This window comes from Cyanothece sp. BG0011 (assembly GCF_003013815.1).
In the GTDB taxonomy this organism is placed as follows: Bacteria; Cyanobacteriota; Cyanobacteriia; order Cyanobacteriales; family Microcystaceae; genus Crocosphaera.
Genome location: NZ_PRLH01000014.1, coordinates 1 through 25,865 on the forward strand (window position 1 = coordinate 1; position 25,865 = coordinate 25,865).

22 protein-coding genes and 1 pseudogene are annotated in these 25,865 nt (G+C 38.9%); 11 read left to right on the forward strand and 12 right to left on the reverse strand.

The genetic code is table 11. From position 1 onward, the window contains the following. From C4E06_RS03600 to C4E06_RS03610, 3 genes are all read right to left on the reverse strand, one after another. A partial coding sequence (locus tag C4E06_RS03600; protein ID WP_198648283.1) for a M10 family metallopeptidase occupies positions 1-2,151 on the reverse strand: 2,151 nt, incomplete at its 3' end. A gap of 908 nt (positions 2,152-3,059) precedes the next feature. After that, complete coding sequence (locus C4E06_RS03605; protein WP_107666850.1) at positions 3,060-3,872, reverse strand: TlyA family RNA methyltransferase; 813 nt, start codon at positions 3,870-3,872, stop codon at positions 3,060-3,062. Between the two features lie 49 nt (positions 3,873-3,921). Beyond that, entirely contained in the window at positions 3,922-4,266 is a 345-nt protein-coding gene (locus tag C4E06_RS03610) for a hypothetical protein (RefSeq protein ID WP_107666851.1), read from the reverse strand. 76 nt (positions 4,267-4,342) lie between these two features. Between C4E06_RS03610 and C4E06_RS03615 the strand changes: the two genes are divergently transcribed. Together C4E06_RS03615 and C4E06_RS03620 are read left to right on the forward strand one after the other, a co-directional pair. Beyond that, positions 4,343-5,281 (forward strand): cation diffusion facilitator family transporter, encoded by a 939-nt coding sequence (locus C4E06_RS03615; protein ID WP_107666852.1) that lies wholly within the window; start codon positions 4,343-4,345, stop codon positions 5,279-5,281. Positions 5,282-5,304: 23 nt separating this feature from the next. Further along, on the forward strand, positions 5,305-6,000 hold the full coding sequence (locus C4E06_RS03620; protein WP_107666853.1) for a Uma2 family endonuclease: 696 nt from the start codon (positions 5,305-5,307) through the stop codon (positions 5,998-6,000). Between the two features lie 39 nt (positions 6,001-6,039). Here C4E06_RS03620 and C4E06_RS03625 read toward each other — a convergent pair whose 3' ends face one another. Further along, positions 6,040-6,282 carry a hypothetical protein gene (locus C4E06_RS03625; RefSeq protein ID WP_107666854.1) on the reverse strand — a complete coding sequence of 81 codons (243 nt, stop codon included), beginning with the start codon at positions 6,280-6,282 and terminating at the stop codon, positions 6,040-6,042. Between the two features lie 358 nt (positions 6,283-6,640). Continuing rightward, positions 6,641-7,321 (reverse strand): PEP-CTERM sorting domain-containing protein, encoded by a 681-nt coding sequence (locus C4E06_RS27580; RefSeq protein WP_198648285.1) that lies wholly within the window; start codon positions 7,319-7,321, stop codon positions 6,641-6,643. Positions 7,322-7,529: 208 nt separating this feature from the next. Between C4E06_RS27580 and C4E06_RS03635 the strand changes: the two genes are divergently transcribed. From C4E06_RS03635 to C4E06_RS03650, 4 genes are all read left to right on the forward strand, one after another. Further along, entirely contained in the window at positions 7,530-7,775 is a 246-nt protein-coding gene (locus C4E06_RS03635) for a hypothetical protein (protein ID WP_107666855.1), read from the forward strand. A 31-nt stretch (positions 7,776-7,806) separates the two neighbouring features. Next, complete coding sequence (locus tag C4E06_RS03640) at positions 7,807-8,031, forward strand: hypothetical protein (protein WP_107666856.1); 225 nt, start codon at positions 7,807-7,809, stop codon at positions 8,029-8,031. Further along, on the forward strand, positions 8,018-8,236 hold the full coding sequence (locus C4E06_RS03645) for a type II toxin-antitoxin system YafQ family toxin (RefSeq protein ID WP_107666857.1): 219 nt from the start codon (positions 8,018-8,020) through the stop codon (positions 8,234-8,236). The genes C4E06_RS03640 and C4E06_RS03645 overlap by 14 nt, the downstream gene beginning before the upstream one ends. A 223-nt stretch (positions 8,237-8,459) precedes the next feature. Next, entirely contained in the window at positions 8,460-11,153 is a 2,694-nt protein-coding gene (locus C4E06_RS03650; RefSeq protein WP_107666858.1) for a phycobilisome rod-core linker polypeptide, read from the forward strand. Positions 11,154-11,429: 276 nt separating this feature from the next. Here the strand turns inward: C4E06_RS03650 and C4E06_RS03655 are convergent, their stop codons facing one another. The 3 genes from C4E06_RS03655 to C4E06_RS03665 form a co-directional block, all read right to left on the reverse strand. Next, a complete protein-coding gene (locus C4E06_RS03655; protein WP_107666859.1) occupies positions 11,430-12,665 on the reverse strand; it encodes a GNAT family N-acetyltransferase in 1,236 nt (411 codons plus the stop codon). A 113-nt stretch (positions 12,666-12,778) separates the two neighbouring features. Then, the gene (locus tag C4E06_RS28600; RefSeq protein WP_370051274.1) at positions 12,779-12,976 is read right to left on the reverse strand and encodes a reverse transcriptase domain-containing protein; all 198 of its coding nucleotides are present in this window, start codon (positions 12,974-12,976) and stop codon (positions 12,779-12,781) included. 146 nt (positions 12,977-13,122) lie between these two features. Next, the gene (locus C4E06_RS03665) at positions 13,123-13,587 is read right to left on the reverse strand and encodes a hypothetical protein (protein ID WP_107666860.1); all 465 of its coding nucleotides are present in this window, start codon (positions 13,585-13,587) and stop codon (positions 13,123-13,125) included. Positions 13,588-14,207: 620 nt separating this feature from the next. Between C4E06_RS03665 and C4E06_RS03670 the strand changes: the two genes are divergently transcribed. Together C4E06_RS03670 and glgB are read left to right on the forward strand one after the other, a co-directional pair. After that, positions 14,208-14,906 carry a tetratricopeptide repeat protein gene (locus C4E06_RS03670; protein ID WP_107666861.1) on the forward strand — a complete coding sequence of 233 codons (699 nt, stop codon included), beginning with the start codon at positions 14,208-14,210 and terminating at the stop codon, positions 14,904-14,906. A 320-nt stretch (positions 14,907-15,226) separates the two neighbouring features. Continuing rightward, entirely contained in the window at positions 15,227-17,551 is a 2,325-nt protein-coding gene (gene glgB, locus C4E06_RS03675; RefSeq protein WP_107666869.1) for a 1,4-alpha-glucan branching enzyme, read from the forward strand. An 87-nt stretch (positions 17,552-17,638) separates the two neighbouring features. Here glgB and C4E06_RS03680 read toward each other — a convergent pair whose 3' ends face one another. The 3 genes from C4E06_RS03680 to C4E06_RS03690 all read right to left on the reverse strand — a co-directional run bounded on the left by C4E06_RS03680 (position 17,639) and on the right by C4E06_RS03690 (position 22,121). Further along, positions 17,639-19,396, reverse strand: a complete 1,758-nt coding sequence (locus tag C4E06_RS03680) for a S8 family peptidase (protein WP_107666862.1) — start codon at positions 19,394-19,396, stop codon at positions 17,639-17,641. A 220-nt stretch (positions 19,397-19,616) separates the two neighbouring features. Next, positions 19,617-21,320, reverse strand: coding sequence for an ABC-ATPase domain-containing protein (locus C4E06_RS03685; protein WP_107666863.1), 1,704 nt, complete (start codon positions 21,318-21,320; stop codon positions 19,617-19,619). Between the two features lie 159 nt (positions 21,321-21,479). Then, entirely contained in the window at positions 21,480-22,121 is a 642-nt protein-coding gene (locus tag C4E06_RS03690; RefSeq protein ID WP_107666864.1) for a 7-carboxy-7-deazaguanine synthase QueE, read from the reverse strand. A 50-nt stretch (positions 22,122-22,171) separates the two neighbouring features. Here C4E06_RS03690 and C4E06_RS03695 point away from each other — a divergent pair, with 50 nt between their 5' ends. The 3 genes from C4E06_RS03695 (at position 22,172) to C4E06_RS03705 (ending at position 25,350) form a co-directional block, all read left to right on the forward strand. Next, positions 22,172-23,209: a CAP domain-containing protein gene (locus C4E06_RS03695; protein ID WP_107666865.1), complete on the forward strand. Its 1,038-nt coding sequence runs from the start codon at positions 22,172-22,174 to the stop codon at positions 23,207-23,209. A gap of 61 nt (positions 23,210-23,270) precedes the next feature. Next, on the forward strand, positions 23,271-24,593 hold the full coding sequence (locus C4E06_RS03700) for an FAD-binding oxidoreductase (RefSeq protein ID WP_107666866.1): 1,323 nt from the start codon (positions 23,271-23,273) through the stop codon (positions 24,591-24,593). 343 nt (positions 24,594-24,936) lie between these two features. Next, on the forward strand, positions 24,937-25,350 hold the full coding sequence (locus tag C4E06_RS03705; RefSeq protein ID WP_107666867.1) for a hypothetical protein: 414 nt from the start codon (positions 24,937-24,939) through the stop codon (positions 25,348-25,350). 110 nt (positions 25,351-25,460) lie between these two features. On the opposite strand, the pseudogene C4E06_RS03710 reads toward C4E06_RS03705, so the two are convergent. Beyond that, positions 25,461-25,865: pseudogene (locus C4E06_RS03710) on the reverse strand (hypothetical protein); the annotation flags it as partial.

A 25,865-nucleotide genomic window follows, 5' to 3' on the forward strand; every position in this document is an offset into this window, starting at 1 on the left:
TTCATCATCATGACTGGTGTCTTCTTCGATCATGATGTCCACCTGTCCATTGCTCAAATTTTGATATCTTAAACCTGAAGAATCACTGCCATCGTAACCAGCAATATTTCCTAGGAATTTAGGGGTTGTGCTAAAAGCGTTACCCAAGTCAAGGGTATGCCAGTTATGGGTAACTTGATCTCCTGTATTTCCTGCAATAAAGGTGTTGCCGTCCCAATTTCCTTGTCCTGGGGAAATGGCTAACCAAGCAATGGTTTCTGCTCCACGTCCATTATTAAGATAAGCTTCTTCTGCTTCTAGAGCAACAGATACGCCATTATTAGTAGTGTTATTTTGACGAGTTCTTACGAAAGTGCCATCATTATCGGTTTGAACTTGGGTTAAAACAATGGGAGTGTCCGTAAAATCATGATTAAAAGTAATATCGTGCCAATTTGATCGGGTAGTAGCATCGGTGGTGACTGTACCCACTTCGATAATTGTGCCATCGGATAATTCCCAAACCCCTTGTTCTAGGACTAAGAAACTAAAGGTTTCTTGGGTATGGTTGCCACTATGGGTATTGCCATTAATTAAAGTGGTTTCTTGAAGGTTGACACTAAAGCGATCGCTTTGAATATCAGTGATTCTGACGGTGGAGGGATCAGAACCATTGTAGGATAAGGGCCCGGCAAAAATAACGGGGTTGATAAAGTTATGATCGAGAACAATGGTCTGACTGTTGTGATTTAAATTATTAATTTGACCCATTTGAGCCATGATCTGATTACCAGTCACCGGATCGGTATTGGGATCGGGATCGGTATTTGGATCAGGGGTGGGTTCTACATTACTATCACTGTAAAGAATTTGAATTTGATTACTGGTATCAGCGTAATAATCGACTAACTCAACAGAACCATTATTACCTAAATTGATAATCAGGTTTTGACCACTTTGGCTGGTGGTGACTTCATTGGAAGCATAATCTAGTTTGATAATGTCTTCACTGCTTCCATAATAGATTTTATCGTTTCCAGTAAAGCGATTCGTATTATAACCACTAATCTCGTTCTTCACATTGTTGAGATAAATCTTGTCATCACTACTAGAGTTGATCACATTTTCCACCTCAAAATCGTAAGCTAATGCAGTCGAGTAACTGGTTGTATTGCTAAACGTGCGACTGAGAAGTCCCCCTCCTCTTAAATCGAGATGAAACCCACTACTTTGACCATTTAAACCAGAAAAGTCTAACGTATCAATGCCACCAGAGTCCCAAAGGGTTTGTTTGGTTCGATAAGAGGTTTCTACCAGAGAAACCCCATTAACACTGACTTGATCGATATAATTACCAAAAACATAGGTGGTGTCGCCAACATTGTGACTTTTAGCCCCATATAAGTGTTGTAAGGCTGCAATATCAAGAGGCATAAAAGTGGCTGCAGAGTTCCCAGTGAAGTTATAAGTCATGACTGAGTTATCTGTGTTATCTAAATCACTAGATAACGGGGTTCCACTGTGAGTATGGGATAATCCTAGGGAATGGCCTAGTTCATGAACTAAAGTCATGTAACCATGTTTTCCAGGATCGTGTCGAAAGCCATTAGTATCTCCCAAGCGATCGTAACTGGTGTTTAAATGAACATCTCCTGCCAGTTTTGAAAAGGGACTGGTGGGATAATAAGCATAGGCATAACTCGGACCGTTAGAATTTTGAATACGGATGTCACCGTATGTATTTTTATTCGTTTCGTCAACTTCTTCAAAGTTAACATCAATGACATTTTCTAACCAAGTAAAAATCTCTCTATAACTGTTTTTAACGGCGTTACTAACTTCTTTTACCCCTGATTCTGAGCCATAATAGGAGTTAGAAAAATCGTCATCTTCAAAGAAACTATAGGTAATGGTTCTATCTGTACCAAGGGTCCATTGATAACCCGATAAAAGAGCGTCAATGGGTGGCGATATTGGCTCAGAGTTAGAAGAAGTTGTTGTACTTCCACTGGTAGTATTATTAGCTGTGTTATTTCCTTGAAGTGAACCATTGACACGACAGGGAGGACAATCACATCTAATATCATTAACGGATAGATTATGTGGATTAAAACCGTTATCTTGTTGTTTTAATACCTCTTTTGTGAAGTCTTGGTCGAATAGATTATTCATAGCTTTTTTATTATTTTTTAGTAATTACGAGTTTTTAAATTCTGTCAATATGTCAGTAGCCGAAATTCTTGTGATCTTTGTCACGTAATTTTTGTTACTGATTAATTGTAGGTTTTGTGATTACAGAAAAAGAATCGAAAAACCACGGTTTTTTTTATTTTTTTTCGATTTATTTTCGATAAATACTGAACAAAAAAATATGTAAAAAATAATACTTAAAACCCTTTTTAGGTTGAAAAATATGATAAAAATACTGATTTTATAACAAATCAGTAAGCTAAATTATGTTTTTTATCTAAACTTACGTCGGTTTTACCTAAGTAAAATTTTGGAATTATAAGTATGATTTTTAATTGATAGTTCTACGTAATTCTGGAAATCATTCCATTAAAGAAAGACTATTTTATTGCTTAATTAAATGTATCTACGTAATATCAGTAAATTCACGAAAGTTAGAGGATTAATTCTGTTAGTTTGCCCTTAGTTAATTGAGTAATAATACTTAAAAAAGAGTTGTGAATTGGGTGATCGCAACGCAACCCTGTTAAAGATTGCGCAATACTGCGTAGGTTTTGGATTTTGACTTTTCTTTAAAGTAAGCAGAGGAGCAGGGAGTAAGGAGCTTCGGAGATGGATTTTCGGTTTTCTCCCCCGCAAGAAAGCTCCCTTCTCCCTTGCAGTTTCAACCAGGGTTTTGAGCTTAACCTGCGTAGTATTGAAAGATTGCGTATTTCCCGTCGGTCTAATCATAGAAAAAACCGTTACGCAAGCCGTATGATCGAATCAGTATTCACAGCAGTTTTCAATGGAGTGTCTAAAAACTTAGGGAGTATCGAGATCAGTGTCAACAGAGGCGAGAGTTGAACCTAAACTAAATTTATGGAAAAATCGAAGAAAATTAACCAAAATTAGCAAACTAATTCCGAGATATTACCTTTAGCTAATTGAGTAATCATCTCTAAAGAATAGTCTTGAGAACTGCGATCGCAACGCAACCATGCTAAATATTCCCTATTTCCAGCCGGTCCTGTAATAGGAGACGCGGTTAACCCACAACAAGACCAACCGAGAGAATATGCGGTTTGTAACACTTGATCAATAGCTTGACTATGATCGTTTGGATCACGAACCACCCCTTTTTTACCCACTCGCGATCGCCCGACTTCAAATTGAGGTTTGATTAATAAAATGACTTCTCTGGGTTCTAATAGCAGGTTCCATAGGGGTTCTAAAACTTTAGTTAAGGAGATAAAAGAAACATCCATCACCCCTAAATCCGCTCTGGGATGATCTTGATATAATTCTTCAGGGGTAAGATAGCGAAAGTTTGTCCTTTCTTTTAAGATCACGCGCGGATCTTGGCGTAATGACCAAGCAACCTGGCCATAACCTACATCTACCCCGTACACTTGTTTAGCCCCTGCTTGTAATAAACAGTCGGTAAACCCCCCTGTAGAAATGCCACCATCGAGGCATATTCTATCTTTTACCGCAATTTTGAAGTGTTTTAGGGCTTTTTCGAGTTTAAGGCCACCACGGGAGACATAGGGGGGTTTTTCTTTAAGTTCAATGTCTGCTGTAATCTCAACTTCAGTCCCCGGTTTATCAATAATTCTTTGATTAACTTTAACTTCTCCGGCCCGAATACACCGTTGTGCTTGTTGACGGGAGGAACAAAGATTACGTTCCACTAGAAGGAGATCCAGACGTAGTTTAGACAAGGAACCTACAACAAATAAAACAGTTTAATTATAAAGTAAACCTAGACGATTAACTAACTTGTTCTAAATACTGTCCTAAATCTTCGATAAGACGGGTTAATTCGGCTTCTGTGGTTAAGCGTATTTTATCATCTCGAACCGTTAATAAGACTTTAGCCGCAAAAGGACTGGGATAAATATTAGGATTACAAAAAACCTCTAGAAATACCTCTCCTGTATATCGATATTCCATCGGTTTTTCAGGTTGTGGCCGTCCCCCGCTTCCTGCATTGGCGGCCACTGTTTTCAATCGTTGCATTAATTGATCAATTTCTGATTTAAGAGAGGTTGCCGCTTCAGCAGAAAAATTAAACCTGACTGATCCTTGTACTAAATTAAGGGTAAGTTGAGTCATTACCAAACACTATAATAAAACTAAGATCATTATTATCTCAATTCTTGGTCAACCCTGTATAGTTTATCTAAAAATTGTGACAAAAGATAATCGTTCTCAAGTCCGTCGAGTATTGCTCATAACCCTATTTCTTAATTTGTTTGTCATGGGGTTAAAAGCGGTTGTCGGTATTGTAACAGGTTCTTTAAGTTTACAAGCCGATGCCCTTCATAGTGTAACTGATAGTGCGAATAATGTGTTAGGGTTAGTCGCCAGTCATTTTTCTTCTCCTACTCCCGATCGCCGTCATCCCTATGGCCACCAAAAATATGAAGGGGTAGCAGCGTTGGGTATTGCTGCATTTTTGGGGATTGCTTGTTTTGAAATTATACAAGGGGCCATTGATAAAATTTGGCATGGTGGTGATCCGGTTACCATTTCAGCAGAACAATTATGGATTTTATTAATTGTTTTAGGGATTAATATTTTTGTCGCTTTTTATGAACGAAAAATCGGAAAAGAGGTGGATAGTCCGATTTTAATTGCGGATGCTTATCACACCATGAGTGATATTTGGGTCACTATTATGGTTTTACTGGGATTAATTGGTATTTGGAAAGGACAACAATTTAATTTACCTCAGTTACAATGGTTAGATGTGATTTTTGCTTTTCCTGTCGCCATTTTAGTGTTTTATAGTGGTTGGGAAGTAGTCAAATCTAATTTACCTTGGTTAGTAGATGAAATGGCGATCGCCCCTGAAAAAATTTATGCAATTGTCATGAATGTTCCGGGGGTGATTAACTGTCATGATATTGCTTCACGGGGAATGGTAGGACGACAAGTTTTTTTAGAAATGCATTTAATTGTTGATGCAGAAGATGTAGAAACCTCTCATAAAATCACTGAAAACATTGAACGTATTTTGAAAGAAAAATTTGCACCGATTCGGATTCTTATTCATGTTGAACCCCCTAATTACGAATCATCAAATATTAGTTTTAGTTCAGATAATGGGAATAATAAGAAAACTTAGGTATAATGACAAGAAAAAAGACAATGTTAGAATCAGTTTCTAGAGCAAATCAATCTAATATTACCTATCCAGAAAGAGATGGGAATCCCATGTCAGATAATACAAAACAATTTCGTTGGATAGTGGTTATCAAAGAAAACTTAGAATTATTATTTGCTGATAATCCTAATATTTTTGTTGCCGGTGATTTACTTTGGTATCCCATCGAAGGAGATAATAAGACTCGTCAAGCACCAGATGTTATGATAGTCTTCGGAAGACCAAAAGGCGATCGCGGTTCCTATCGACAATGGGTAGAAGATAATATCACCCCTCAAGTGGTTTTTGAAATTTTATCCCCAGGAAACCGTTTATTAGAAATGGCCAAAAAGTTCAAATTCTATGAACATCATGGAGTCGAAGAATATTATATTTATGATCCTGATAAAATTGATTTACAAGGATGGTTAAGAAATAATGGAGAGTTAACTGTTATTGAAGAAATGACGGGTTGGGTAAGTCCCAGACTGGGAATAAAGTTTGAGTTAACATCAGAAAATTTAGAGATTTTTCGCCCTGATGGGGGTAAATTTTTAACCTTTGTTGAGTTAGGAAAATTGAGGGAAACTGAAACAAAAAGAGCCAATGAATTACAACAACAATTACAAAAAGAACAAGAACAAAAAAAACGATTAGAAGATAAATTAAGAGAATTAGGAATTGATATTAATGATGTTTAAACTTTTTTGAGAGATAAGAGTAAACAATCACTTATATTTTTAAAATTGATTGGTGTCATTTAATTTAGAGTTTCTTTCAATACGTTCTTGAATCGCTTTTTTCATAATGTTAATATTTTCTTCGATAGGAATTCCATCTTTAACAAGGGGTGGATAAGGTTTATTTTTTCCATCAGACTGACGACGACTAAATAGCTGACGAATCGCTTCCATATCATCTCTATGGGTTAAAACATAAGCTTTTAGTTCTTGTTTGCTCATTTTATTAAAATCAGGTTTCATAAGAAATACCAATCTCCATCTGAGGGAACAATAATTTCGATTTCTTCTGTTGCTAAGATATAGACTTCTGCAGTTTCAGGATCAAAACGAAACAGTTGTATATCTCGATAACAATTAGAAAGCCATTGACAGACAATTAAACAGGCAATTACTTGATCGCTTGTAGGATAAATCTTTATTCACCTCAATTATAATCTATGAGATATTATAAAAGTATTTTTCGTCATATATGAACGTCTGGTGGGCAATGTTAATAAAAAGTTTAGAAGTGTTACCCAAAAACTGTTTTAGACATTGGCAACCCTACAGTTATTATTGATACTTTGTAGGGGCATAATATATTATGCCCCCTACCCATTTATTTTTTCTTACTATTCTTAGCAAGTTTGCGTTTAAATGCACCACCAAAAGCGATCGCAGTTCCTGCACCTAAAATAGTTAAAGGTTCGGGAACAGGTTGAGAAACTTGAGTTAGTTGAAGTCCAGAAAGTCCTCTGAAATTAGAAGTAGGAGTAGAAGAGATAAATGTTAAACTTCCATCAGTTACATTGACTCCACTAACTATATCCCAATCAAGTCCTTGATCTAATTCATTATCGTTAGCGTTGGGATTATCTCCTAAGATACTAGCAGCAGAAACACCATTAACTTCAAATGTTCCAGTTTCAATTATTGTATTGGTAGGAGCATAATAATAAATATCGTAAATTCCATTACTTAAACCACTTAATGTTAGTGACCAAGTACCATTAAAAGTGGTGAAAAAACTATCATCAATTAGGTTGCTGATATCACTACGTCCAGGTATACTACCATTCACTCCTGCGCTAGGTGCAATTAAATTTAAAGAAACAGTAGTAGATGTTCCTGTGACATCAATTAAGTTAGAAGTTGTCCCTAATGTAGTAATATTATTCCAAGTTCCAGACTGATTAGCCGCAGCACCAAAAGCACTATTATTAGAGGGTTGTGTAATACCAAAGTCAATATTAAAAGAAGCAGCTTGAGTAGAAGAGGTATTAAATAAACCAACTGTCATCGTTGATAAAAAAGCAGGAAACAAAATTTTAGGGATAGCACCAGAAATCAATAAGCTATGCTTTACCCCCCCCGAAAATTGATAAGTTTTGCTAAACTAAACATGGTAAAAATCCTCAGAATAATTGACTCTTATAAGATAGCAAAATTATGTTATTTTTCATGTATAAGTTGATGTTAGCGTTCATGTATAGTTTGAGTATAATAGGATGACTTTACCAATAAATAATACAATATTAAACACTTTATTATCAGAATTTTCTGAAGAGTGTAATAATGTAACTATTTTAATTAATCAATTACAATTACCTGATATTACTCCTAAACAAAAAGCCCAAATATTAGCAGAGTTGTTAACAGCAACCATTCATTTACAGGTTCATTGTGGGGAAACTTTTCAAGATTTAATTGCAGAAGAGATAGAAAGTTTACCCGATGATGATGAATTAGAGTAAAATAATATAGTGAAGAATTAGCAATAATAATATGAGTGCTATATCATTTCAAGACATTATTGATTCTGTTGAGAGTTTGTCCATTGAAGATCAAGATTATTTGTTTGATTTAATTCGCAAAAGACGGATTGAGAAGCGACGTGCAGAAATCGCTGAAAATGGACAAGAAACCCTACAACCTTTATCATTAGGTATAGCAAAAAAAGGAACGGCTGAAGAAATAAAAGCCTATTTACTAGAAGATGAGACAGAATAAAATATTACAAGTTTTAGATATCTTAGAAAAAGATCCTTTTACTGCTTCAATTAAGTCTCATAAATTAACAGGTACTTTAGAAGGATATTGGTCATGTTCTGTGAGTTATGATTGTCGTATTATCTTCACTTTCAGTCAAGATATGGAGTCTGAAGAAACTTTAATTGTTCTGGTTGATATCGGTTCTCATGACGAAGTTTACTAAATTCTTCGTAACGCACATAAATGCCATTTTGTCAAGATAAATAATAATGAAGATAGAAAGGATACATTTCGTAACAAAACTCCTCAGAAAGCCCGAAACAGTTTAATCTAGATGCTGATTAACTTTTTAACAAACATCTGGTTTTAATCAAGATGTTGCGAACATCTGAACTCCTTTGCGGAGTAGATTAGCAATTTTTTTCATGGGAGATAGTTGAAATCCAATGAGTGTAAAGGCAAGTGGTGGAAGCTCGTTAGCAAGACCCCAACTCTATCAAACCGTTCCCGTCTCAGCCATCAGTCAAGCTGAGCAACAGGATCGCTTTTTAGCAAAGACAGAACTCAATGAATTAGTGACCTATTTCCAGTCTGGACAGAAGAGACTGGCGATCGCCCAAACCTTAACGACCAATTCAGACTTAATTGTGTCGCGGGCAGCTAACCGGATCTTCACTGGGGGATCGCCCATGGCGTATCTAGAAAAACCCCCAGTGGAAGCACCCAAAAAAGAACTGGCCATGGCAGGGGCAACCCAAACCGCTCAACCAGGAGCCACTACCTACGTAGAAAGCGGTAGCGGTGGCGGTGGCTTTTTGGGAGGATTACGCTCCATTTTTAGCTCCAGTGGACCGATTCCCCCCGGATTTCGCCCGATTAATATATCTCGCTACGGACCGAGCAATATGCAGAAGTCCTTGAGAGATATGTCGTGGTTTTTGCGCTATGTCACCTATGCCATTGTGGCTGGTGATCCTAGCATCATCGTGGTGAACACCCGTGGTTTAAGAGAAATTATCGAAAGAGCTTGTTCTACGGATGCGACGTTAGTGGCACTGCAAGAAATGCGGGCGGCTTCTCGGGAGTATTTTCGCCAAGATGCAGAGGCACAAGCCATTGTTACCGAATACTTTGATGTCTTAATCACAGAATTCAAAGCACCCACCCCCTCGAATAAGCTGCGTCAACGTCCTTCTGATGACTTACAAGGGTTAGAACTGCCTCAGAGCTATTTTAATGCGTCTTTGACCCGTCAAAAGTTCGTGATGAAGCCCGGCTTATCCGAATCAGAGAAAGGGGAAATCATCAGAGCCGCTTATCGTCAAATTTTTGAGAGAGATATTACCAAAGCTTACAGTCAATCCATTTCTTACCTAGAATCTCAGGTGAAAAATGGAGACATCTCTATGAAAGAGTTTGTCCGTAGACTCTGTAAGTCTCCTCTGTATCGGAAGCAGTTCTTTGAACCTTTCATTAACAGTCGGGCTTTAGAATTAGCGTTTCGTCATATTTTAGGCCGTGGTCCGAGTTCTCGCGAAGAAGTTCAAACCTACTTTTCTATCGTTTCTGATGGTGGACTAGCTGCTTTAGTGGATGCTTTAGTGGATTCTCGAGAGTACGCTGATTACTTTGGAGAAGAAACCGTTCCTTATTTGCGCGGTTTAGGGCAAGAAGCACAAGAATGTCGTAACTGGGGAATGCAGCAAGACCTGTTTAACTACAGTGCGCCCTTCCGCAAGGTTCCTCAATTTATCACCACCTTTGCTAAATATAATCAACCCTTACCGGATCAGCACGTTTACGGTTCTGGAAATGATCCCCTAGAAATTCAATTTGGGGCAATTTTCCCGAAAGAAACCCGTAATCCCAGTAAGAGTCCTGCTCCCTTTAGCAAAGATACCAAGCGGATTTTAATTCACCGTGGTCCTGGTATCAATAACCAAAACAGTAACCCGGCAGCACGAGGTGAGTTTCCTGGTACTTTAGGGCCAAAAGTTTTCCGTTTAAATAACGAACTCCCTGGCAGTAGCAATGGAGCGAGTGTTAAATTTGGTGAGAGTTCCACTCAAGCGGTAATTCGCGCTGCTTATCGTCAAGTGTTTGGCCGAGATGTCTATGAAGGACAACGGTTAAAAGTGGCTGAAATTAAGCTAGAGAATGGGGATATTACCTTAAGGGAGTTTATCAAAAATCTAGCTAAGTCTGAGGTATTCCTCAAGACCTACTGGACTCCTTTCTATGTGGTTAAAGCGATCGAATATATTCACCGTCGTCTGTTGGGTCGTCCGACCTACGGTCGCCAAGAAATGAATGCTTACTTTGATTTGGCTTCTAAGAAGGGCTTTTATGCTTTGGTGGATGCCATGATTGATAGTCAGGAGTACACCGAAGCCTTTGGAGAGGATACGATTCCCTACGAACGGTATTTGACCCCTGGGGGAATGCAGTTACGCATGGCCCGTCCGGGTGCTATCAGAGAAGATATTGGTAAGCGAGTTGATAAGGAAGTGACCCCCAGATTTGTGGAATTAGGTCAAGTGTCTAATAACCGCACCGAACCTGAAATTAAATTCCGCGTTAACCAAGGGGTTAGCAGCCAACGCCAGCAAACTAAAATCTTTAAGTTGTTAACCACAACCGATAAAGTCGCCTTACAAAATGCCATTCGGGCTGCTTATCGTCAGATTTTTGAGCGGGATCTCGATCCTTACATTATTCAAGCTGAATTTACCAGTCTTGAAAGTAAGTTAGGCAATGGAGAAATTACCGTTAAAGAGTTTATTGAAGGGTTAGGTTGTTCTGATCTCTATATCAAAGAGTTCTACACGCCTTACCCCAATACGAAGGTGATCGAACTCGGAACTAAACATTTCTTAGGTCGTGCGCCTTTAACTCAAAAAGAGATTCAAAAATACAATCAAATTTTGGCGACTCAAGGGATTCGTGGCTTTATTGGGGCAATGGTGAACAGTATGGAATATATTCAACTGTTTGGAGAAGATACGGTTCCTTATCGTCGGTTCCCCACCCTTCCGGCGGCCAACTTCCCCAACACCGAACGCTTGTATAACAAGTTAACCAAACAGGATCGGGAATTGGTGGTTCCTAGTTTTGAACCTGTAGTGAAAGTAGGTGGTTAATTAAATCATTCCCTAAAATTTTGATGACACAAGGCGCGAGCGATCGCGTCTTTTTTTTGTTATTATCTATAACTGATATCTTGCACCAGTACGTAAAAACTAAATAATTATAAAAAAGTAATCAATTTTGAATAAGTTAGCATCAAAATGAAACACTATTGCCTTTTGCCTCTTGCCTCTTGCCTCCTAAACTAGCTAGTTTAAGCGAAGCTGCAAGATGTGAGTATAACTGATATCTTGCACGTCTTGGAGAAAAACCAAATAAAGAAACAAGGATTAATCTTGATCTATTTTTCTAGAAGAGTCTGAGACGTTATTATTATCTCGATGATGAGTTTGAGAGTTAATGTTATTTTTTTCTGCAAGATTGACAGGTTTTTTCGCCCAGGAGAAACGAGTGGGAATAGGGGTACGAGGGACAGCTTGTAAACCTTGTAGCATTTCTGATAAATGGAGTCCTTCGGGTTTAGTTTCCTTAAGTTTATGCCAGACAGAACGGGACATGAGTAAAGTATGTTCGATGGGATTTGCTCCTAATTTTTCTAAATATTCTTCCCGTTCATGTTGATAGTCTGCTGATACCAATTCTAAAGTTTGACTAGGATATTTTTGGACAATTTGTGCCATTTGTCCCAGTAACTTTGGATATAACCAAGTATAGGCAGGATGAACAATTAATTGTGCCTGATGGGGTTGAGAACCGTTTTTAGAAAGGGTTAACTTAAAATAGCCAATGGCTGCTTTTCTTTGGGGTTCAAAAACATAGCCTTGCGCCACCTCTTTTTCATTAAACCATTGCTGCCATTTTGAACATAACCCTGCAAAAAAACGAGTTTTAAAATCCTGGGGATTGCGGTCAAAGACTTGTCTCAGTAAAGGGGGCATAGACACGCAATCTAATTGGTATAATAAATGAGCATCAGCATTACTAACTGGCAATAAATTAGGTAACTCTGAATTTTGCTGAGCTAAGCTTTGTAGTAATTGTGAATCTAATAACCAATAGGTTAATTGAGCTAAGGGTTGAAAGCCATTTTGACGATATAAAGCGAGGGTATTTTTTTCATTAATATTAACTTCTAAAACCCAAGTTCTTGCTTCCCAAACTGTTTCTAAGCAATGACGCAAGAGTTGGGAACCCACCCCTTTCGGATTAGTCAATAAATCTGGGTCTCCTTCATCGCAAGCAACCATAACCCTTTCTACTCGCCAGGTACTGCGGACTCGATTGAAAGGGGAAATATGAATAAACCCTTTGAGTTTATTATTGTCGTATCCTTGGGGTAATTCAGCCACATAGACACGAAAATGGTTTTGAAAGGTGTTGGGAAACCAACTCAAGAACTTGAGGAGTCCAAACCAATGCCGCACTTGTTGCAGTTGTTCTTGAAAAGAGGCTGAATTTTTAGCCATCTGGTTAGTGGGAGTCGTCATCCCTTCCAACCAGTCAAGGTCTCGGTATTGGACGGGACGAATTAACGCTTTAGGATAATTATCAGAAGATACTGTCATAAATCGCATTAGGAAAAGAGTCGCCTATCCTCTATCTTAACCATTTTTAGGAATTTCTTGTTTAAGTTATCCAAGTCAGTCTTGGTTAAGTCTCTAAAGTGAAGTACCCCACCCTAAGTTTTCTTCTGACTAATTTCCATTCCTCTTTGAGCGAGAAATTCCTCTACTTCAGCTAGTATTGATTCGGCATCATCTTCTTGTTTGAGAACATATACCATATCATCAGCATATCTGACACATTTAGAATAGGTTATGCCCCTGCTTCTGAATTCTCCAATTTTTTCGATACCGTTAAGGGCGATATTTGCCAGTAAGGGCGAGCAAACGCCTCCTTGTGGTACTCCTTGGGGAAATTATGGGTTAATTCCTGCCTTAAGGCATTTACGTAACCCTTTGATGACAGATTCGGGGGCAATCACTTGTTCTAGTATAGTTTGGTTGGATAGTTGTTTGAGTCTTAAAGCACCTGATGAGTATGGGAATGTTGCTTAACGTTATCTTCTACTTTAACCACATTAACTGCATTTAAAACTCGCTTTTTCTCTAAAGAAAAATTCAAATCCTTTTTAACCGTTCCCAAAGGAATTAAAGACTTAGCATCAGGACGAGTTTGATAAGTTCTTACTGCAGCCAAAGTCCGTTCAGTAAAATTATCACAAAACTGAGCATCATCAGGAAACTCGGCCGTTTTGGTCAAGGTTTCCCCTGTTAAAATCTCTCCGATAGACTTAGCACAAGCTAATTCATAGGATGTAGGAATACCTTTACAAATGGCTTCTAAAGCAGCCGAGGGAATGGGTTCAATGACTCGAACTTGATGAAACTCTCCATCATCCTTTAAAAAGCAGGTGGCTAACCCAAATACACAATAATCGTCCAGAGAAATATCAGTATCATTGGGTAATAATGTTGTGGTAGACATCGGTAATTTTATCTCCGTAATCTTGCAATTAGTATGGAACGGTTTCAACTAATTTTATCAGTGATGCTCTTACCTCTTCCGTTATAGGACACAAAGACACAACTTTTTATGAAGAACTGTTAAATCTTTTTAAAGCAAATGAAGAAAATTTAGACCGTGAGAACATAGTTATCTTATGTATTCTCATTATTTCCTGTGATTTACACTATTTTCTTTCTCCCTTGCTCCGGTCTCCGGAGCTCCCCTGCAATCCTAACTAGGATCTTTGTGATCTACTTATGTATTCTCATTATTTCCTGTGATTTACACTATTTTCTTTCTCCCTTGCTCCGGTCTCCGGAGCTCCCCTGCAATCCTAACTAGGATCTTTGTGATCTACTTAGTCTCCCTTTTGGGGGCATCGCCACTTGTTCCCATTACTTATAATTACTTAATAAATCTGACACAAGTTAAAAACTTAAGGAAAATTTTATAGAATGCTGTAACTCTCTACAGTAAGGAGTTTTGAAGCTCAATTGTGATCATTCAAGTTTCAAGACAGTTACAAGAGTGACACATTTTTTACCGTTAACAATCAAACTATCAAGTACAGTGATTTTAATAAACACCCAGATATTACTATGAATGATAATATACTTAATTATAAAAATTCAGATCCCTTGCCGATTCCCATAGGTTCAGTTGCCCAAAAAGACTATATCAAAGCAGCGATCGCCACTCAACTACAAAAAAAAGCCCTTTCTGATCTACAGTTAAGAATCCTCATTAAACAAGAAGCCAAGCAAGGGAACTATGACAGTGCCATCGCCTTTCTCAATCAATTAATTGACCGCCGTCCCCAGAGTGCCATTGATTATAATAACCGAGGTTTAATGTATCTCAAAATCGCTAATTATGATCAGGCCCTGACTGACTTCGATCAAGCGATCGCCCTCAACCCTCAGTTAGATCGGGCTTATAATAATCGGGGGAACTGTTACGCTCATCAAGGCAACTTAAGCAAAGCCATAGAAAACTACGAACAGGCATTAGATATTAATCCTTATAACCAAAAAGTGTGGATTAATCACGGGATTACCCTCAGAGAACTGGGAAACTATGAATTAGCCATTGAAACCTTAGAACTGGCCAAAATTATTGGCGATCGCTACCTAGGGCGGATTTACGCAGAACGGGGGTATACTCATTATTTGATGGGAGATTGGAATTATGCGATCGCCGATTATCGTCGCGCCCTATCCTATTTACCAAAAGGCGATCGGTATGAGCAGAAAGTGATGAAATGGTTAGGCCAAGTTCTTAAGCCCCTTATTTCCTAAGTTCACTGATCTAGTGCTACGCACCCTTGGAATGGGCAATGCTTGATTAGATAATAGTTTCAACCTTAACAAATGAGAAACATCTTTTTTGTCTTGCTATAACTGTTCAGTGGATCACTGATAACCGATAACGGATAACTGTCCCCTAACCTCTAAATCAAGATTGGTAAAACTGTTGTAAGATCCACTCTTAACAGAGACAGTGGTCAAAGTTGAGCGTAAAGCTTTTTTTTCCTTGACTTTCGAGGAAAGGTTTGACAACTGAGTTCTGGCAAAATATAAAAAGTCTCTTTCTTGAGTTTGTTAACCTAGCGAGTCCCATGACCACCACTATATCCGCCGATCAAGTTAATCAAATCATTTATAACTTACATCATGATCCCTTTGAAATTCTAGGGTGTCACCTTCTAGAAGAGGGAAAAAACACCAAAAAATGGGTAGTCAGGGCTTATTTACCGAAAGCAGAAGCAGCATGGGTGATCCGTCCCACCGAACAGAAAGAAGATCCCATGAACTCAGTTCACCACCCCAATTTTTTTGAATGTATTATTGAAACCCCAGAACTCAATCATTATCAACTCAAAATAAAACAAGGGGAACATGAGAAGGTGATCTATGATCCCTACGCGTTTAGTTCTCCTTACCTCACAGACGAAGATATCTATTTATTTTCAGAAGGAAACCACCACCGTATTTATGAAAAATTAGGCGCCCATGTGGGTGAAGTCAACGGAGTTAAAGGGGTTTATTTTGCCGTGTGGGCCCCGAATGCTCGAAACGTTTCGGTTATTGGAGATTTTAACAACTGGGATGGCCGAGAACACCAGATGCGAAAACGCAACTATACCATCTGGGAACTATTTGTGCCGGACATCGGGCCAGGGACCGTCTATAAGTATGAGATCAAAAATAGTGAAGGCCATATCTATGAAAAATCTGATCCCTATGGCTTTTATCGAGAAGTTCGACCGAATACGGCTTCTATTGTGGTGGATCTCGATCATATTTATCAATGGCATGACGAAGAATGGTTAGAACAACGACGGAATAGCGATCCCCTCAAACAACCCATATCGGTTTATGAGGTTCATCTAGGATCTTGGTTACATGGTTCGGCTGCTGAGAAAATGCCCTTACTCAATGGAGAAACAGCCGATCCGGTCATTGTTTCAGAATGGAACCCAGGGGCCCGCTTTCTCAGTTACTACGAACTCGCCGAGAAACTGATCCCCTATGTCAAGGATATGGGTTACACTCATATCGAATTATTACCCATCGCCGAACATCCCTTTGACGGATCTTGGGGGTATCAAGTCACCGGCTTTTATTCTCCCACCTCTCGCTTTGGCCGCCCCGAAGATTTCATGTATTTTGTGGATAAATGCCACGAAAATGGCATCGGAGTGATTTTAGACTGGGTTCCGGGTCATTTTCCCAAAGACTCCCACGGGTTAGCCTATTTTGATGGCACTCATCTTTACGAACACGCTGATCCTCGCATCGGAGAACACAAAGAATGGGGAACCTTAGTCTTTAACTATGGTCGTCATGAAGTGCGTAACTTCTTAGTGGCTAATGTTTTATTTTGGTTCGATAAGTATCATATTGATGGTATTCGGGTTGATGCAGTGGCTTCGATGTTATACCGTAATTATTTACGGAAAGAAGGAGAATGGATCGCCAATGAATATGGGGGAGACGAACATATTGAAGCGGTCAGTTTTATCCGTGAATTCAATACCGTTTTATTTGAGTATTTTCCGGGTGTTCTTTCTATTGCTGAAGAGTCTACCGAATGGGAAAAAGTGTCTAAACCCATTTATGATGGTGGCTTAGGATTTAACCTTAAGTGGGATATGGGTTGGATGCACGATATGTTAGATTATTTCAACATCGATCCCTTTTTCCGTCAATACCATCAAAATAACGTCACCTTTAGTATGTTGTACTATTACAACGAAAACTTTATGCTGGCCTTATCCCATGATGAAGTGGTGCATGGTAAGAGTAATATGTTGGGTAAAATGCCAGGGGACGAATGGCAAAAATATGCCAATGTTCGGGCGTTATTTACCTATATGTATACTCACCCCGGCAAAAAAACCATGTTTATGAGTATGGAGTTTGGCCAATGGAGTGAGTGGAATGTCTGGGGTGACTTAGAATGGCATTTATTGCAGTATGAACCCCATCAACAACTGCAACAATTTTTTACCGATCTGAACGCCCTTTATAAACAAGAACCGGCGTTATATACCCATGATTTTGAATATCATGGCTTCTACTGGATTGATTGTAACGATAATGCCCATAGTGTGGTGTCTTTTGTTCGACAAAGTGATGAACCCGAAGATGCTTTAATTGTGGTTTGTAACTTCACCCCTCAACCCCATAGTCATTATCGTATTGGGGTTCCTGAAGCGGGATATTATGTTGAATTATTCAACAGTGATGCAAAACAATATGGTGGTAGTAATATGGGGAACTTAGGAGGCAAATGGGCTGACGAATGGTCATTCCATAATAAACCCTATTCTCTCGATTTATGTTTACCTCCTTTGGCTGTGTTAATTCTCAAGTTAGATCCCACTAGAGTACCAGAAGTAACCACCACTGAAGTCTTAGACAGCGACGAAGAAGAATAACTTTTTTTGGGTGTGGGGTGTAGGGTGTAGGGTGTAGGGAAGAGGAGTTAAAACTGTTCCCCGTTCCCCGTTCCCTTTCTTCCAATTCTAAGACCGTTTACTGGCTAAACAAGCTAAGGCAACACAACAAAAGGCATTCACCCCTAGAAACGCCCTAGAAACGTCTAGAGAGGGCATTGCCCACACCGCAGGGGACATAATAGCATGAACCGTTAAACAGCCTGCTACCCCCAAACTGGTGCCGATGGCAAACCATTTCCAGCTACGATGACCTAATAAAATGGCAATTAAGACAAAGGGAACTAACACGCTGGCTAAAAAAGGATTTAACGAAGCGGTTCCTTGCACAGAATTGGCTAATTCTGGGATAGAACTCCCCATGACTCGAAACGGCCATTGAGGCAAGTCAAAAATATAAATCCCTTGTAAAAAGAATAAACCGGAACTCCCCAACACCAAACCCCAGTTAAAGGGACTGGTGAAAGAGAAAGGAAAATAGTTACGCAACAAGAAGGCTAAGAGATACGATCCCAACACCATTAACAGTTTCGGTAACAAGGCAACCATACCGCCATCTATCCAAAAACGGGGGTTTAAGTAGCCACTATCCCGTAACCACCTGAAAAAGTCTCTAAAGGTAATTTGTCCCTTTAACGCCAGTTTAACCGCTTCTCCCGCGTCTAATTGACCGGCACCGTAATAGTTAAACGTATCCTCTTCAACTTTACGAGAAGATTGCTTTAAAACGGCTAAAATTTCGTTCGGTTTTTCGATACCCGACGCTTTAACTAACGCCGCCACCCCGGCCACATGAGGGGCTGCCATACTGGTTCCCTGGAACCCTGAAAATACCGCTTCTCCGGTGGTGGGATCGATGGTTTCTTGGAGAATTTTACCGCTTTCGCTACCCCCAGGGGCAGAAATGTCAACCCCTGCGCCATAGTTGGAATAGTTGGCTTTTTTGCCGGTTGCATCGAGGGCTGAAACACTGATCACTTTCGGATATCTGGCCGGGTAAGAGGCGGCATTTTGATTACTGTTACCGGCAGCTGCAATAATGACCACACCTTTATCATAGGCGTAGTCAATGGCATCTTTCATCACCTGACTTTCGCCGCCTCCCCCTAAACTCATGTTGATGATATCGGCCCCATTATCCGCAGCGAAGCGAATGGCATCAGCAATGTCAGAAACGCTTCCTCCTCCTTGGCCTGAAAGCACTTTTAAGGGCATAATTTTGGCTTGATAGGCGATGCCGGCAACCCCATAATTATTGTTGGTAGACTGGGCAATGGTTCCAGCAACGTGGGTTCCGTGGCCATTGTCATCAGAGGCATCGTTGCGATCGTTTACGAAGTCATATCCTGCCACAAACTCAGTTTGTCTCAAGTCGGGAACTCGACTGACTCCCGTATCGATAACCGCAACAGTGATCCCTTCTCCTTTGGTTTCTTCCCAGGCCCTTTCAACATGGATATTATGTAAGTTCCATTGTTTACTATAGTCAGGATCATTAGGACTTTCTAGGGCATGATAAATATAGTTGGGTTCGATGTAATCAACATATTGTTTTAAAGACGAGTGTTTCAGGTTGTTGATCAAGTCTTTATCCCCTGAAACGGTGTAAATGTGTTCATCGATCGCATAGACACTATTCAGACTTAACGTCTTATCATATTTAGAAGCGATCGCTTCTATTTGTTCGCTGAGGGTGGTGGTTGAAACATCTTCACGGAAATTAACAATAATCGATTCATAGGTTCCTTGGGTCGCCAGTCCTTTGAAATTCATCAAAGCGACCCATAACCCCACTATAAATAAAATGAGAAATAATAGTTTTTTCATGGTTATGGCTTTCCCTGTACTTGACTGCCGATTTCCTTAATCTATCGGTTGTCATCTATTTTGTTTTATGTTATCTCATTAATTGCTTTATTAGTAAACTCCTATCTTGTGCCTTCGATTACACCCCCCACACCCCCCACACCCCCCTTTATAAGGGGGGCAGGGGGGGTTAGGGGCAGGGGGGGTAGGCAAAAGGCAAGAGGCAAGAGGCAAGAGTATTTTATTCCTTAACTTGTAGCGATCGCAATCGATTAATGGCTGCTGCTAACTCAAAACGACGAAATAAGACAAAATCTCCTTGAGGATAGTGACTTAAAATATCTAACCCTTTACTATTAATATCTTCTATGACTTGATCTAAAATATCAGGTAAAGTTGTTTGACGGTTCATGTAATTATTTTTAGCATAAATAATTGCAGATGAAATTGACTGTAACTGTCCCCGTTCTATTAACTGTTCAACGGCGGTTAAATCAATTTCTTCTGTACCGAAAACCACTTGATCCACATCTCGCACTTTTACTTTAACGTCTCGTTTTCCTCGACTAGGATCAATGCTATTACCTAACGGTATTCTAGGGGTTATTTTACCAAACTTTTCACCTCCTTCTCTCTTCCGTTGATTAGGATTTTCTTGAGCAATTTTTTTTGCTTTTTCCGTTACATCGTGGGGTTGAAAATTATCCATTGCAATGACATGATCTGCGACATCAAAATAGTCTCCACTGCCTCCCATTACTAATAGGGTTGATACTCCATAATCTGTGTACAATTGTTTGATTTTATCGATAAATGGGGTAATCGGTTCTTTATCTTTTACAATTAATTGCTGCATTCTGCGATCGCGGATCATAAAGTTCGTGGCGGCTGTATCTTCATCCACTAATAATACTTTACTACCGGCTTCTAATGCTTCTATAATATTGGCTGCTTGGGAGGTACTTCCACTAGCATTGGTTGTTGTAAAATAGTTAGTTGATCGTCCTTGGGGCAACTGATTAATAAAAGGAGAAATATCAACCCCGACAATACTTCTACCATCTTCTGCCCTAATTTTTACCGCCGATGGATTACTAATTACAAATTCTCTCCCATCCCCAGGAATATGATTATAAATTCCTAATTCTATGGCTTTTAATAAGGTAGATTTTCCATGATAACCCCCTCCAACAATTAACGTAATACCTTGGGGAATACCTAACCCTTTGATCACACCTTTATTAGGGAGATTTAATGAAATTTCTAGGGACTTGGGAGATTGAAAGGGGATAGCATCTGTATCTAACGGACGAAAATCAACGCCACTTTTTCGAGGTAAAATTGAACCATTAGCGATAAAAGCCACTAGGTTGTGTTTAGGAAGATTTTCCCTTATCCAGTCCGCATCTTCGGCGGTTTCAACCTGTTCTTGAATGGCCTGATCATCTAAGGATTGATAAAGTAAACTATTGTCTACTATCTTGGGAATATCTTCACATAATAGTTGTGCTGCTTGACGACCTAAAATGGTTCTTCCTCTGGCAGGAAGTCCCACAGAAAAGCGAATTTCTAGCTCATTTTTATGAATCGTTGCTGCGGTTCGTTGTATGATTTCCTGTCCAATTTTAATCATACTAATTTTTCCACTTTTTCCTGTTCCTCTTTGGTGACTCATTTGAGAACAAGCTTGACTAAATTGCCGAATCAAATAGTCTTCTAGAGCAATTTTTCTACTTTTATTCTTATACAGTTCAACAGGAAATTTAGCAATTGTATGGGGAATTTTTATAATTAATTTACTAGGGGACGCAAAGGGGTCACTTTGAATATGTTCAAAAATTAAACTAAATTTCGGAAATTGATAGTTTCCTTTAATCTCTTTATACGCTTTATAACCCCGTCCATCTAGAGAAATAACTTTATCATATAAGTCTTGATCATTCATAATACTAATATTTTGTACCTTCGATTAAATTAGCTATATTCCCTACCCCCCCTGCACCAAACCCCCCTGCCCCCCTTGTAAAGGGGGGTGTGGGGGGTGTGGGGGGTGTGAATAGGCAATAGTTTAATTCTGACTCCTGACTCCTGACTCCTGACTTCATTATCTAACTCCCAAAAATTTATGAATTTGTAAACTCATACGCCATTGAGGATGACTGATAATATAATCAAAAATTAAAGATTGACTTTCGGGGGAATTCCACTCAGGTTGTAAATATTTAATGGTTTGGGATGAAACTTTTTTTTCTTGTTCTTCTGCCCACTTTAAGTCCGCTTCATTAGCAATAATAACCTTTAATTCATTAACCTGAGAATAGATACTTTCATGGGGAACTTTAAACGGTTTAGGAGACAAAGTAACCCAGTCAAACTCCCCCGTTAAAGGATAGGCCCCAGAGGTTTCTAAATGAATCCTTAACCCTAACTGTTTTAACCCCTTCGTTAAGGGGAATAAATCATACATTAGGGGTTCTCCTCCTGTAATTACGACCATAGCAGGGTTAGCAGCTTTAGCTGCCTCAGCTAACGTTTCAATCGACTGCTGAGGATATAGGTTGCTACTCCATGACTCTTTTTGGTCACACCACGGACAATGAACGTCACACCCGGCTAAGCGAATGAAAAACGCACTCATCCCTGTCCAAGTCCCTTCTCCCTGTAAGGAGTGAAACCTTTCTACAATAGGATAAGTGATTAATTGAGGTGCGATCGCTTTCATGTCAACTGACGCTAAACTATTCATAACCGATTATTAACACTCCTGACAATTGTAACGGCTTTTTCTGTTGTGTTATGAAACATTATTGTTATCGACGCTTATTGACGCTGCCCTTGGTTATTATAGGTTTAATTGGTTGTGAGTCTATTGAACCTATTTCCCTAGAAAACATTCCGATTCCTGAAACTCCCGCTTCTAATTCTAACCCTCCTTCTAGTTTAACCGATCCGGCCTTTCTTCAAGCCCTCGAAGAAGTAACCCACCGCAAAATTAATCAATATCGTTTATCTAAAAATTTACCCCCCTTAAAACTTAATCCACAAATTACCCAACAAGCAAGAATTCATAGTGAAAGAATGGCTTCTGGTCTCATTCCTCTGGGTCATGACAAATTAGAACAACGACTAAAAATTATTAGTTATAGTACACCCCATGAAAAGGGAGTGGAAAATTTAGCCACCCATCAAGATGATTTTGATCCGGTTCAAACTACCCTTAAACAATGGTTAAATAATCCCAAAAATCTTAAAAATATTGAAGGAAAATATGACGAAACTGGAATAGGCGTAGCACAAAATAATCGGGGAGAATACTATTTTACACAAATTTTTATTAAAGACAAGCCTTCTACCATTACTCGTTCTCCTGAGATTACTAATAGTTTAGATCCCTGGAAAAACCCTGATCTGTTGTTGGAAAAAGCAGGACAAGATGGACAGTTTTTAATTGCCTTAGAACAAGAAATCAATCGTCGGGTTAATCAATATCGTTTATCGAAAAATTTACCCCCATTAACCATGAATGCAGAAATTAGTTATGTTGCCAGACAACATAGTAAAGATATGGCCAGTAAACAAGCAACCTTTAGTCATGATGGGTTTGATAATCGGGCGAAATCCGTAGGAAAAACCATTCCTTATCAATCCTTTGCTGAAAATTTAGCTTATATAAAAGGGTATCCAGACTTAGCTGATGTAGCAGTTAAAGGGTGGATTAATAGCCCCGGTCATCGTAAAAATATGGAGGGAAATTTTAATTTAACAGGAATAGGAATTGCTAAAAATTCTGAGGGAGAATACTACTTTACTCAGCTATTTTTATTACAACGATAAATAATTAATAATGGTCAATTATTTGGTACATTTAAAATATTATCCTTAATTAAATATAATTATGAGTCAAACGATTACTAAAGTAAAAGAAACCTTATCTCACTTAGAAATTATTACCGATTCTAACCAAATCACGAAACTATCCCTAGATTATTATCATTTTAGCCCCATTTTACAGCAAAAACTACAAGATAAACGGGGAGACATCGTTATTCGTCCCACCACAGAAGAAGAAGTCGTACAAGTGGCCCAAACTTGCGTTAAATATAAAGTTCCCCTCACCGTTAGAGGGGCCGGAACCGGAAATTATGGTCAATGTATTCCCTTAGAAGGGGGTGTCATCCTCGACATGACCAAAATGAATCAAATTCTTTGGTTAGAACAAGGGGTTGCTTGCGTCGAACCTGGGGTGAAAATGGCCGCTTTTGATAAACTCGCTAGACAAACCGGGTGGGAGTTGCGCATGGCCCCTTCTACCTACCGTAGCGCAACCATTGGGGGGTTTATTGGAGGGGGTAGTGTGGGGATGGGATCAATTACCTACGGACAATTACGCGATCGCGGAAATCTTCGCGCGTTACGAGTCATTACCCTAGAAGATGAACCTTGTCTGATTGAACTCCGAGGGGACGAAGTCCAAAAGGTGAATCATGCTTATGGCACTAATGGCATTATTACACAATTAGAAATCCCGTTAGCTCCCACTTATCCCTGGGCTGAAATTATTGTTATTTTCGATGATTTTATGCAAGCTGCAAGGTTTGGTCAAGGGTTAGGAGATAGTGATGGTATTGTTAAAAAATTAATCAGCGTTCAGGCTGCCCCTATTTGTCGCTATTTACATCACTTAAAAGACTATTTACCTGAGAACAAACACGCTGCTATCTTAATGATTTCAGAATACGATTTAGAAGCATTTCGGGATTTAGTTCACGAATATAAGGGAGAAATTAGTTATTTTAAAACGGCAGAAGAAGCTAGTAAAGGGACGAGTTTATTAGAATATACTTGGAATCATACCACTCTCCATGCTCGTAGTATTGATCCGACCCTTACTTACTTACAAACCTTTTACTTTACTTTGGATAAAGTAGAACATTTCTATAATCATTTTGGGGATGAAGTCATGATTCATTTAGAGTTTATCAAGTTTCAGGGTAAAGTCATTCCCGCCGGGTTACAGTTGTTTCATTTTACAACAGAAGAAAGGGTTAATGAAATCATTCGTTATCACGAAGAAAATGGGGCCGGTATTGCTAACCCTCACACCTATTTATTAGAAGGAGGGGGACGAAAAACCATTGATTCTCCTCAGTTAAATTTCAAAAAAGAAGTTGATCCTTATGGGTTAATGAATCCGGGGAAAATGACGATTCATTTTTAAAATTACCTCTTGAATAGCATCAAAAACTAATAATTTAGGGTACTTCCATTGGTGATAGTCTTGACCAATTTTTTTTATTGAGAGATGAAGACTAAAAATGTAGGGTGGGCAAACCTAGTTATCTTTAATGATAAATAGTTAATGAAGATAATTTGCCCACCATTGTTATCTGTTGCGTCTTAGTTGGGTGTGGTGGGCAAACTCCCATCGATTCTATATCAATCATCGACTACCTTGAGTTTGCCCACCCTACGATCTACATAATATTATGACTTCCCACACTCCCTATAATTAAAATGTTGATAAACTCAATTAAAAATGGCTGTCAATGAGGGATAATACTATGACAATGTTTGGGTTTTTGGGTGGGACAATTATGGCGGTTGAGTCTGGTTATAAGGTTTGGCCCCATCCTAACCCGGAAAAAATTTATAATCGATTGAGTGATGCTAAATGGTTTCTAGCAGTAAGATGGTGTGATAATCTTTCAACGCCTGCTGCTATTATCAATAATATAGGAGAACTCACTTTTATCAATCAATTGGTTTTGAAAATGGGAGAAGATAACTTTCTTCCTCTACAATATCGCTTAGAAGTTTTTGCGCGATGTTTGCCTTTGTTACCTAATGAAATCATTACTTATGAGTTGAAAAATCCAGAACGAAGTTTAGAAATACGAGGATTAGAAATAGATTCTCGCTACGGCAAAGTTGCTTTAGTTACAGAGTCATTAGTCGCCCCTACCCTAAATCTATGATATACAAATTTTCTTAACTATGGCCAGATCCGTGGTTGGGATTATTACGAAATGGGGACAATATCGATCTAAAAAGTATTGCACCCCGATGACAAAAAATGATGAACTAACTACTGAAAAACAAATCTAACTTTTTGCACTCCTTCTATCATTTGTAACCCAAATTGACCAGAGGTAAATTCATCTAAGTTTAAATGTCCGTTCATTTGTGTGGCAAAGTCTTGTAAATTAATTACTTCTTTTCCTTCATTACGCCAAGGAATAGGAGAAATTAAAAACTTATCCATCAATTCTCCATTTTCATCTCGTAGGTTTTTTGACCATTCGGGAGACTCGTCTGTGGGTGCATCTAAACCGAAGTGCATAGACTCAGGTTTGAGATGAATATCAACGGTTTTCACCTCTCCTTCAAATAAACAAATTAACACATCTTTGGCTAAGGTTTCCATCCGTAATAGGGGTAAAAGTTCACCTTCTGTGGGATCAATAGAATTTAAATCTGTTACTGCGGTATC